Below are 10,259 nucleotides of genomic sequence, written 5' to 3'. Positions count from 1 at the left end.
GCGGCCCCGGCACCACCGGCGACGCGGGCGCAGGCGGGGGACCGCGGCGCGGCGGCACGCTGCGGGCCGCGTTCGCCGGCGGCGGCGCGAGCGAGACCCTCGACCCGCACCGCACCAACCTCTTCGCCGACGCCGCCCGCGCCAAGGCCCTCTTCGACAAGCTCGCCGACTACGGCGACGACCTCGCCGCCGAGCCGCGCCTCGCCGCCTCCTGGGAACCGAACGACGGCCTGGACCGCTGGCGGGTGAAGCTGCGCAAGGCCACCTTCCACGACGGGCAGCCGGTGACCGCCGCCGACGTCCTCTACAGCTACCGCCGCATCGCCGACCCGAAGGAGGCGTTCCGCGCCAAGGCGTCCCTGGAGCCCATCGACCTCAAGGCGAGCCGGGCCGTCGACGACCGCACGGTGGAGTTCGTACTGAAGCGCCCCACGGCCGAATTCCCCAACGTGCTGGCCGCGTTCGGCGCGTACATCGTTCCCGAGGGCGCGCGCCACTTCGACCACCGGCCGGTCGGCAGCGGCCCGTTCCGCTTCGTCTCCTTCGCGCCCGGCCGGTCCGCCGTCGTCGAGCGGTACGACGGGTACTGGGACGGCGCGCCGCACCTGGACCGGCTGGAATTCGTGATCGCCAACGAGGAGTCGGCCCGCGTCAACGCCCTCCTCGGCGGCCAGGTCGAGTACGCCCACGAACTGAACCCGACCACCGCACGCGCGCACGAGGGCAAGGGCCAGATAGAGATCGTCCGGCTGCGCAACAGCGCCATGCAGGCGTTCGCGATGAAGACCGACCGGGCGCCGTTCGACGACAAGCGGGTACGCGAGGCGTTCTTCCTGATCGCCGACCGCGAGGAGCTGGTCAAGGGCGCGCTGTCCGGCGCCGGCGAGATCGGCAACGACCTCTTCGGCAAGGGGTACGAGTACTACGCCGACGGCCTCCCGCAGCGCACCCAGGACCTGGACAAGGCCCGCCACCTGCTGAAGAAGGCGGGCGCCGAGGGCCTGAAGGTCACCCTGGACACCTCCGCCGTCGCCGCCGGCTTCACCGAGGCCGCGTCCATCTTCCGCGACCAGGCCGCCAAGGCGGGCGTGCGCATGACGGTCAGGACCGGCAGCAAGGACAGCTACTGGGCCGACACCCTGGACTCCGGGACGCTCGCCGGCTACCGCTCCGGCGCCATGCCCATCGAGTCCCACCTCTCCCAGCGGCTGCTGACCGACTCCACCACCAACGCCACCCAGTGGCACCACAAGGACTTCGACGCGCTCTACCAGCAGGCTCAGTCGACCAAGGACAAGAAGGACCGGGCGGCCCTCTACGAGCGGATGCAGCGCCGGCTGTACGCCGAGGGCGGCTTCCTGGTCTGGGGCTTCGCCGACTGGATCCTCGGCACGGCGCGCAACGTACGCGGCATCGCGCACGACGCGCCCGCCAACACTCTGGGCTGGGCCCGCTTCGACAAGGTGTGGCTGGCGTGAGCGACACCGAAGCCCCGAGGACCGCGCGCGTCTCCAAGGGTGCGCGCGTCTCCAAGGCCGTGCGCGGCGACGGGCTGCGGGCCTGGGTGGTCCGCCGGGTGCTGCTCGGCGCCGGCCAGACCGTGGCCGTCGTCCTGCTGGTCTTCGCGCTCACCGAGGCGCTGCCCGGCGACGCGGCCGTGGCCCTCGCGGGCGACCAGCCCGACCCGGCCCGTATCGCGGCCATCCGCGAGGCCCTGCACCTGGACCGGCCCGCCCACGAACGGCTCGCCGCCTGGGCGGCCGGGCTCCTCCACGGCGACCTCGGCACGTCCCTGACCTCCGGCCGCCCGGTCGCCACGTATCTCGCGACCGGCTTCGGCCCGACCGTGCTGCTCGCGGCCCTGACGGTCGCGCTCCTGATACCGGTCTCCGTCGGCCTCGGCGTCCTCGCGGCCCGCCGCGAGGGCCGGCTCGCCGACCGCCTCATCAGCTCCGTGACCCTGGGCGTCTACGCCGTACCGGAATTCGCCCTCGGCGTCCTCCTCGTCACGGTCTTCGCGCTGCGCCTGGACTGGCTGCCGCCGACCGCCGTCGGCTACGGCAGTGACCTGCTCGCCCACCCCGCCGCGCTCGTCCTCCCGGTCCTCGTCCTGCTCGCCCGGCCGGTGTGCTCGCTGGCCCGGCTGGTCCGGGCCGGCATGATCGACGCGCTGGCGTCGCCGTACGCCGCGCAGGCCCGCCGGTACGGCATCCCGGGCGCGCGCGTCCGGTACACGCACGCCCTCCCCAACGCCCTCGCCCCCGCCGCGCAGCAGCTGGCGCGCACGATCGACTGGCTGCTGTGCGGCGTCATCGTCGTCGAGGCGCTGTTCGTGATCCCCGGCCTCGGCACGGTCCTGATGAACGCCGTCGCCGAGCGCGACGTCCCGGTCATCCAGGGCCTGGCCGTCGTCTTCGGGCTCACCGCCGTCGTCCTGAACCTCGGCGCGGACCTGGTGGCGCGCCGGTTCACGCCACGGGCGGGGGTGGCCGCGTGAAGCCGCGTACGCGCCCGTCCGGCCGCTTTGCTCTCGCCCTCCTGATCACCGCCGTACCGCTGCTGATCGCCCTCCTCGGCCCGCTGTTCGCGGGCGAACCCGGGCCCCGCGGCGCCTCGTTCACCCTCGGTGGCGGGCACTGGGCCGGCACCGACTTCGTCGGCCGGGACGTCTGGCGGCAGGTGCTGCTGGGCGGCCGTACGGTGGTCCTCACCGCGCTGTCCGCGACCGTGCTGGCGTACGTGGTGGCCCTGCCGCTCGGCCTCGCCGCGGCCCTGACCCACCGCGGCCCGCTCGAAGAGCTCCTGATGCGCCCGCTGGACGTCCTCCTCGCGGTCCCGTCCCTGCTCCTGATCCTCCTCGCCGCGGCCGTCTTCTCGCCCGGCGCCGCGGGGCTCGCGCTCCTCGTTGCACTGGTCAACATCCCGGACGCGGCCCGCATCATCCGCGCCACCGCCGCCGAGGCGGCCGCCCGCCCCGCCGTCGAGGCGCTGCGGATGCAGGGCGAGACATGGTGGCGGATGGCCGTGGGCTACGTCGGCCGCTCGGCCCTGCGCACGCTCGCCGCCGATGCCGGCACCCGGCTGACCGGCGTCCTGTACCTCGTGGCCACCGCCGCCTTCCTGGGCGTCGGCGTGGCCCCGGACGCCGCCGACTGGGCGGTGATGGTCGACCGCAACCGCACGGGCCTGTTCGTCCAGCCCTGGGCCGTCGTCCTGCCCGCAGTGCTGATCATCGCCCTGACCACGGGCGCCAACTTGCTCTTCGACGAGGGGCTGGCCCGCACCCGGCCCTCGGCGCGGTCCTGGGCGCGGTCGTCGGCGCGGCCCTGGGCGCGGTGCTCGGCGCGGCCCTGGGTGCGGTCGTCGGCGCGGCCCTCGGTGCGAAAGGAGACCCGCTCGTGAACGGGCCGATGCCCACATCCCTGCTGCCCACCGGTGACGCGGTCGCGGAGATCGAGGACCTGCGGGTCGTGGTCGACGCGGAGACCGGTCCCGGCCGCGCGATCGTCGACGGGGTGTCCCTGCGCCTGTACCCCGGGCGGATCACCGCGCTCGTCGGCGCGTCCGGCAGCGGCAAGACGACCACGGGGCTGGCCCTGCTGGGCGAGTACCCGCCCGGCACCCGCGTCACCGGCGAGGTGCGCGTACCGGACGGCCTGATCGGTTACGTGCCCCAGCACCCGGCCGCCGCCCTCAACCCCGCCCGCCGGGCCGACGCCCTCCTCCGCGACATCGCCCGCGCGCAAGTACGCGACCTGCCCCGCCGCGACCGCCGCGCGGCCGTCACCGAACGCGTCCTGCGCGCCTGCGCGCAGGCCCAACTCCCGGACGCGGAAGCTTTGCTGCGCCGCTACCCGCACCAGCTCTCCGGCGGCCAGCAGCAGCGCTTCGTCCTCGCCCAGGCCCTGCTGACCGGCGCCCGCGCGGTGATCGCCGACGAGCCGACCACCGGCCAGGACGCGCCGACCAAACGCCGCATCGCCGGACAGCTCGCCGCACTGGCCCGCCAGGGCATCGCCGTCCTCCTCCTCAGCCACGATCTGGACGTCGTACGCGCCCTCGCCGACGACCTCCACGTCATGCGCGCGGGACGCGTCGTGGAATCGGGCCCGACGGAGGAACTCTGGTCAGCTCCTCAACACGCCTGGACGCGCGAACTGTTGTCGGCATCAACACCGCTCACCGCTGCTGGGCCCACCGCCCCCGACGACCGTACGGCCAAGGCCCCCACCAGCCCTCTCCTCCACCTCCGCGACCTGACCGCCCGCCACCACCGCACCCCCGTCCTGCACGTCCCCGCCCTCACCCTCCGCTCCGGCGAGTGCCTGGCCGTCGTCGGCCCGTCCGGGAGCGGCAAGACGACCCTCGGCCGCTGCCTGGCCGGCCTCCACCGCACCCACGACGGTGAGATCCTGCTCGACGGCACGCCTCTCCCACGCAGCCTGCGCGCCCGCACCCGCGCGCAACTGGCCGCCGTTCAGTACGTCTTCCAGGACCCCCGCGCCGCCTTCGACGAACACCGCCCGGTCCTGGACCAGGTGGCCCGTACCGCCGTCCGGCTGCGGACCGTGCCCGTCGCCGAGGCCCTGGCCGAGGCGCGGCACACCCTCACCGCCCTCGGGCTCCCCGCCGACCTGGTACGCCGCCGCCCCCACCAGCTCTCCGGCGGCGAGCTCCAGCGCGCGGCCCTGGCCCGCGCCCTGCTGGCCCGGCCCAGGGTCCTGATCTGCGACGAGATCACCTCGGGCCTGGACACCGTGACCCGCCGCTCCCTGCTCGCTCTCCTCACCGGCCTGCTCCGCACCCGACCGGACCTCGCTCTAGTACTGATCACCCACGACCGCGACACCGCGGCCGTGGCCACCCGCACCGCCGTCCTCGAGTCGGGCCGCCTCACCGACCGCGGCCCGGCCGGGGCAGCAGACCCCGCATCGTCTCCGCCGCCCGTACTGCCGCGTCCCCGCAGCAGTTGTTGAACAGCACGTGGACGGTGTCGGCGCGCTCGGCCATGGACCGTATCCGCGGTACCCACTGGGCCAGTTCATCGGCCGAATAGACGTGCCGGTACCGATCCTCCTTACTGCCCGATCCCCAGGCCTCGCTCCTCCCATGGAAGCGGACCACCGCCGTGCGGGGCGAGGTCACCGGGGTGACGGGCGGCACCGACACCGGCAACGCCTGCGTCATGTCCACGGCCACGGCCGCCATGCCCAGTTCCGAGAGCAGCTCCGCGGTCCGGTCGGCCGTCTCCCCCCGCCACCAGCCGGGATGCCGGAACTCCACGGCGACGGGCCACCCCTCCGTACGCTCCCCGCACTCGCCGAGAAACTCCTCGGCGCGCGCACCCGGTTCGAACCACGGCGGGAACTGAAACAGCAGCGTGCCGAGGCGGCCGGCGTTCCGCAGCGGTTCGAGCGCCCCGCTGAACCACTCCCACACCTCATCGGCCAACCCGGGATCGACGTATCGAGCACCCCGGGCCCGAGAACCGCGTACGAACGCCGGACGCAACTCGCCAGGCAACGCCGCCGCCCGCGTGGGATGCCCGGTGAGCAGCGAGAACGCCTTCACATCAAACCGGAAACCGTCCGGCGTGCGCGCCGCCCACAGCGCACTGTTCCGCGCGCTGGGCAGCGCGTAGTACGTCGCGTCGACCTCCACCACGGAAAACCGCCCGGCGTAATACCGCAACCTCCCCTCCGCCCCCCGACTCCCCGCCGGATACCACCCACTCCGCACCAGCGCCGGATCCGTCCACGAACACACCCCAACGACAATCCCACCCATACCGCCCGACTACCCACCCTCCCGCCCCTTCACCGCCCACCCCCTCCCGTCCGGCGTACGACCTGGAGCAGGTACTCCTTGCGGTCGAGGGGGTTGGGGTCGGTGCGGGGGCGGGACGGGGGTGGGGTGGTGGGGACCGGGCGGTAGCGGTCGAAGGTGGTGTCCAGGACGCCCTCGCCGCGGGTCAAAAACGGGAGGGTGCGTTGGAGTTCGCGTACGCCGGCTGCGGGGATCGTGCCTTCGAGGCGGCAGGTCGAGGTGCGCAGGAGGGGGGTCTCCGGGACGGCGCCCAGGCGGGCCAGTACGGGCAGTACCGGGCCGAGGGCGTCGGCCGGGAGGTCGAGCAGGAAGCGGTGTACCGGCTCGTGGACCCGCGTACCGGCCTGGCGCAACGCGCTCATCAGCACCAGCGGCGTCAGATTGCGGAAGTCCCCGGCCGTGCTCGACATGCTCTTGTCGAAGACGGCGTGGGCGTGGCTCTGGCGTGCCGCGTACCCGGAATGCGTCAGGGTGACCGCGCAGTCGGGGATGTGCCAGCCGTGCAGGCCCTGGCGCAGTGTCTCGCGCACGGTCTCCTCGACGGCCTTAATGAACGCGTAGGGCATCGAGCCCAGTTCGATCGCCAGCCGGAAGTCCACGCCGTCGCCCGGCGGCGCCGGCTCGACGCGCAGCCCGACGGTGGCGAGGAACGGATTGCCCTCCTTGTGCATGATCTCGAAGGCCGCGCCCGGGCCGACGAGCCGCTCGGTGCAGATCACCGTGGTGCTCCGGAACGCGACGTCGATACCGAAGTCCTGCGCCAGCGTCGCCTGGACGACTTCCTTCTGCACTTCCCCGTAGAGCGACACGGACAGTTCCTGCCGGACGTCGTCCTGGCGCAGGCCGATCAGCGGGTCCTGCTCGGCGAGCTGGGAGAGCGCGACGTGCAGTGCCGCCTTGTCGGACGGCCGGGCGGGGACGATGACCGTCTCCAGCGTCGGGGGCGCGAAGTGCCGGGAGGCCATGGCCGCCCTGCCGTTCCGGTCCGCCCCGGGGCCGGTGACGGCGTCACCGATCCGTACGTCCTCCAGTCCCCACAGCACCCCGATCTCGCCGGCGGCGACCATCCCGCACCGCCGCACGACCGCCCCGCGCTCGAAGACCCCGACGGCGGTGACCTTGGCCTCCGTACCGCTCAGCGCCACCCGGTCCCGGGTCCGTACCGTCCCCGAGAACATCCGGACGTACGCGATCTTCTCGCCGGCCGGTCCGCGCTCCACCTTGAAGACGGTGCCCGACACCGGCCCGTCCGCCGCGCCCGCGGCCGTCGGCAGCAGCTCCTTGAGGCCGGCGGTCAGCGCTGCCACGCCCGCGCCCGTGATCGCCGAGCCGAAGAACACCGGGTGCACCAGGGCCCGTCGCGTCTGCGCGGCCAGTGCGGCCCGGAGCCGGTCGTACGGCACCGCCGTCTCGTCCGCCACGTACGCGGCCAGTAGCGCGTCGTCGTGCTCGGCGAGCACCTCGGCCAGCCGCGCCGCGAAGCCCTCGTCGGTTTCCGTGTACGGGAGCCACGCGGCTTCCGGCGTGCCCGTGCCGCCGCCGACCGCGCCCATGGCCACGACCGCCGCGTCCAGCTTCTCGGCGAGCTCGCGGACGACGGACGCGCAGCGCGCTCCGCGCCGGTCGATCTTGTTGACGAAAATGAGCGTGGGGATGCCGAGCCGCCGCAACGTCCGCATCAGAATGCGCGTCTGCGGCTGCACCCCTTCCACCGCCGAGACGACCAGCACAGCGCCGTCGAGCACGTTCAGCACCCGCTCGACCTCGGCGATGAAATCCGGGTGCCCGGGCGTATCGATCAGATTGACCGTCAGTTCGTCGTCGTCGTCATCGTCGGCGGCGACGACGAACGACACGACCGCGGACTTGATCGTGATGCCCCGCTGTCGCTCCAGCTCCAGCGAATCGGTCCGCGTACTTCCGTCATCGACGCTGCCGACCTCGTCGATGACCCCGGCGGCCTGCAGCAGCCGCTCGGTCAGGCTCGTCTTACCGGCGTCGACGTGCGCCAGAATTCCCAGGTTGAGACTGTGCACCGAGTGTCATGTCCTCCGAATGGGCGGCGATTACCTGCTGCTGGGACATGAACGTCTTCGGCATTTCCGTCTCCTTCTTCGGTGGATTGCGCGGCACGTCGGTACGACCCGGCGATCGGGCGGCCCGGGCTATCCGGCAGTGCAGCAGAGCCCCGCCCCTCCGGCAACGTATTTATCGGGGTTCCGCGCCATCGCCGATGCCACTGCCTCGCCCCGAACTGGGCCGGGGCGAGGCAGCGGTGGTTGCGTGTTCTGTGGTTCCTACGCTCGTTGGCCGGATTCCTCGGGCTGCTCCTGGGAGCGGAGCATCTGGGCCATTGCCTCCAGGCTCTGCGCTGCGGCCGTGCCGCCGCCGCAGGTCAGGGAGGCGATGAGGCTGCCGAGCAGGCCCGCCCGGTCAGCGACTATGCGGACTTGGCCGACTTCCACGACGAGACCCAACAGGTCCAGCCGTAATCCCTGTGGAATATCGAGTACGACACACTCTTGAGGCGGTGTGGTCATTCTGAGTCCCCCCTTTGAAGGACGCTAACCGTGCTCTGATACCCCCTCGACGGGCCGCCCATACTCGACCGGTGGATTGCCGCTCATGCTCGGCCGCAGTGGCGCGAATGGATGCAACTGCCGTATATCCCGCACCATTTATCGAGGCCGGCAACGAGTGTCACGGTGGAATCACCGAACACCCCACAGGAATACGTCAACGGGAGAGAGCGTATGAGGTACCGGGCCACAGCCGGCGGCTCGACGGGTACTGACGCGAAGGCGGCCGGGCGCGGCCGGGCGCGACGGGCTCAGCGTGCACTGTCGTCCGACTTGCCCTCGGCACGGTGGTACGCGGCGTTGATGCGCTGGGCCTCTTCGAGCTGGTCCTCGAGGATGACGATGCGGCACGCGGCGTCGACCGGGGTGCCCTGGTCCACGATCTCGCGGGCGCGGGCGGCGATCCGCAGCTGGTAACGGGAGTACCGGCGGTGCCCGCCCTCCGAGCGGAGCGGCGTGATCAGTCCGGCCTCGCCGAGGGCGCGGAGGAAACCGGGAGTGGTGCCGAGCATCTCGGCGGCCCGTCCCATGGTGTACGCGGGGTAGTCGTCGTCGTCCAGCCGACCACTGAGCGGGTTGTCTGCTGTCATTTCACCTCGTTGTACCGACCGTCAGGGCCTCTTGGCGCCGTGCGGCATCAGGGCCCGCAGGCAATTGAACACCAGCCTTCACCGTGCGACTGGTCAATGTCTACTCCGGCCGGGACAGATTTCAGCGCGTTCGGTGGGCAGGAACGAGCCACTGAATAGAATCGGCTCCCATGTCGAACCCTGACGCGCTGCTCGTCGACATCGCCACCATGGTGGAGTCCGAGCAAAGCAATCAGATGCCCCTGACCGTCGTCACCAGCAGCGCGGTCATCACCGGCCGACTGGCCCCCGAAGCCCTGTGGCGGGAGCGGGTGTCGGAGGTCCTGTCGGACTCGGAGCGGCTGAGCCCGTTCTCCGGCATCTTCACCGCCGACCGGACACAGAACCGACCCGGCCGCGTGAACGTCCCGACGCACCTGCACTTTCACGTCGCCCGCATCCTGCAGGGCAGCATCGGGATCCCGGAGACGGGCGGGATGTACCGCGTCGCGATCCAGGACGTGAGCGCGTGGACCGTGGGCGACTTCAGCTACTCCGACCACTGAGAAGTACGCGTTACTGAGACGTACGCGTCACCGAGGCGTATGCGTCATTGAGACATACGAAAGGAGGGCCCTGCCGGCGCGTGCCGGCAGGGCCCTCCTCGTTGTTCCGTTGTCGTCTTCCGCTCGCGAGAGTTACTCGGAGTCGGGCGTCCCGAGCAGTGCCGACGCGGCCTCCAGCGGCGAGAGCGCCTCCGTCGGCGCGGTCTCGGCGGTGTGGCACGTGAAGCCGAGCCGGGTCATGGCCCGGGTGACTTCCCCGGTGGTGAAGTCGCGGCGGTCCTGCCGGGTGACGATCGCGCCCACCTGCTTGACGGGGTAGTGACGGCGGCCGATGACCACCGAGTCACCCGTGATGGGCTCCGGCTTGATGCCCTTCATCGCGGCCAGGACCCCTTCCTTGGAAAGGTCGAACGGGAAACGAGCGATGATGCAGCGCATGATGCCTCACAGACAGGGGGAGAGGGGCCGACTGAGGGGAGGGACGATCAGCGGGAACCGGTCCCCGTGGCGGGGGTGGACTGTCGCTGGCCGGGGGCGCGGCGGGTGCGGTCGGTGCGCCGGTTCTGGGCGTTGCGGCTGCGGCGGCCTCGGGTGGAGGAGGGGCTGCCGGTGCGGGGGCGGTCGGCGGCGGGCTTGGGGATGGTGACCGGGATGCCGGAGGGGGCCTGGGCGCCGGTGATGCGGGTCAGTTCCTGGTCGCCGGAGCGGACCTGGGTGAT

The 10,259-nt window shown here is 72.2% G+C and carries 10 protein-coding genes and 2 pseudogenes; 6 read left to right on the top strand and 6 right to left on the bottom strand.

The window, feature by feature from the left end; translation table 11 throughout:
* The 5 genes and pseudogenes from ABT381_RS33075 to ABT381_RS33060 form a co-directional block, all read left to right on the top strand.
* The coding region (locus ABT381_RS33075) for an ABC transporter substrate-binding protein (RefSeq protein WP_351600854.1) at nucleotides 1-1,478 on the top strand (1,478 nt) is incomplete at its 5' end.
* Between the two features lie 59 nt (nucleotides 1,479-1,537).
* The gene (locus tag ABT381_RS33070) at nucleotides 1,538-2,497 is read left to right on the top strand and encodes an ABC transporter permease (protein ID WP_351600860.1); all 960 of its coding nucleotides are present in this window, start codon (nucleotides 1,538-1,540) and stop codon (nucleotides 2,495-2,497) included.
* 149 nt (nucleotides 2,498-2,646) lie between these two features.
* Nucleotides 2,647-2,766 (top strand): annotated as a pseudogene (locus ABT381_RS35915) (ABC transporter permease); the annotation flags it as partial.
* Between the two features lie 39 nt (nucleotides 2,767-2,805).
* On the top strand, nucleotides 2,806-3,402 hold the full coding sequence (locus ABT381_RS33065; protein ID WP_467754834.1) for an ABC transporter permease subunit: 597 nt from the start codon (nucleotides 2,806-2,808) through the stop codon (nucleotides 3,400-3,402).
* 8 nt (nucleotides 3,403-3,410) lie between these two features.
* On the top strand, nucleotides 3,411-4,976 hold the full coding sequence (locus tag ABT381_RS33060; RefSeq protein ID WP_351600857.1) for an ABC transporter ATP-binding protein: 1,566 nt from the start codon (nucleotides 3,411-3,413) through the stop codon (nucleotides 4,974-4,976).
* On the opposite strand, the gene ABT381_RS33055 is transcribed toward ABT381_RS33060, so the two are convergent.
* The 4 genes from ABT381_RS33055 to ABT381_RS33040 form a co-directional block, all read right to left on the bottom strand.
* The gene (locus ABT381_RS33055) at nucleotides 4,894-5,787 is read right to left on the bottom strand and encodes a DUF72 domain-containing protein (protein ID WP_351600849.1); all 894 of its coding nucleotides are present in this window, start codon (nucleotides 5,785-5,787) and stop codon (nucleotides 4,894-4,896) included. The two genes, ABT381_RS33060 and ABT381_RS33055, sit on opposite strands and share 83 nt — an antisense overlap.
* Before the next feature lie 29 nt (nucleotides 5,788-5,816).
* On the bottom strand, nucleotides 5,817-7,862 hold the full coding sequence (locus tag ABT381_RS33050; protein WP_351600846.1) for a GTP-binding protein: 2,046 nt from the start codon (nucleotides 7,860-7,862) through the stop codon (nucleotides 5,817-5,819).
* Nucleotides 7,863-8,123: 261 nt separating this feature from the next.
* The gene (locus ABT381_RS33045; protein WP_351600843.1) at nucleotides 8,124-8,291 is read right to left on the bottom strand and encodes a hypothetical protein; all 168 of its coding nucleotides are present in this window, start codon (nucleotides 8,289-8,291) and stop codon (nucleotides 8,124-8,126) included.
* A 365-nt stretch (nucleotides 8,292-8,656) separates the two neighbouring features.
* Nucleotides 8,657-8,995: a helix-turn-helix domain-containing protein gene (locus ABT381_RS33040; protein ID WP_351600840.1), complete on the bottom strand. Its 339-nt coding sequence runs from the start codon at nucleotides 8,993-8,995 to the stop codon at nucleotides 8,657-8,659.
* A gap of 170 nt (nucleotides 8,996-9,165) precedes the next feature.
* On the opposite strand from ABT381_RS33040, the gene ABT381_RS33035 reads away from it, so the two are divergent.
* Entirely contained in the window at nucleotides 9,166-9,540 is a 375-nt protein-coding gene (locus ABT381_RS33035; RefSeq protein WP_351600837.1) for a hypothetical protein, read from the top strand.
* A 132-nt stretch (nucleotides 9,541-9,672) separates the two neighbouring features.
* On the opposite strand, the gene ABT381_RS33030 is transcribed toward ABT381_RS33035, so the two are convergent.
* Entirely contained in the window at nucleotides 9,673-9,978 is a 306-nt protein-coding gene (locus tag ABT381_RS33030) for an SCO5918 family protein (RefSeq protein WP_351600834.1), read from the bottom strand.
* 47 nt (nucleotides 9,979-10,025) lie between these two features.
* Nucleotides 10,026-10,259, bottom strand: a pseudogene (locus tag ABT381_RS33025) (DEAD/DEAH box helicase); the annotation flags it as partial.

The sequence above is a fragment of the Streptomyces sp. NPDC000151 genome (assembly GCF_040301705.1).
Classification (GTDB): domain Bacteria; phylum Actinomycetota; class Actinomycetes; order Streptomycetales; family Streptomycetaceae; genus Streptomyces.
The sequence above is the reverse complement of the archived record's forward strand: the minus strand, read 5'-3'. Positions and strand labels throughout refer to the sequence as shown.

Excerpts from the sequence above, each read along its gene's own strand:
- ABT381_RS33065 (WP_467754834.1), top strand. The coding sequence starts at position 2,806 with ATGCGCCCGCTGGACGTCCTCCTCGCGGTCCCGTCCCTGCTCCTGATC.
- ABT381_RS33035 (WP_351600837.1), top strand. The coding sequence starts at position 9,166 with ATGTCGAACCCTGACGCGCTGCTCGTCGACATCGCCACCATGGTGGAG.
- ABT381_RS33030 (WP_351600834.1), bottom strand. The coding sequence starts at position 9,978 with ATGCGCTGCATCATCGCTCGTTTCCCGTTCGACCTTTCCAAGGAAGGG.
- ABT381_RS33060 (WP_351600857.1), top strand. The coding sequence starts at position 3,411 with ATGCCCACATCCCTGCTGCCCACCGGTGACGCGGTCGCGGAGATCGAG.
- ABT381_RS33055 (WP_351600849.1), bottom strand. The coding sequence starts at position 5,787 with ATGGGTGGGATTGTCGTTGGGGTGTGTTCGTGGACGGATCCGGCGCTG.
- ABT381_RS33040 (WP_351600840.1), bottom strand. The coding sequence starts at position 8,995 with ATGACAGCAGACAACCCGCTCAGTGGTCGGCTGGACGACGACGACTAC.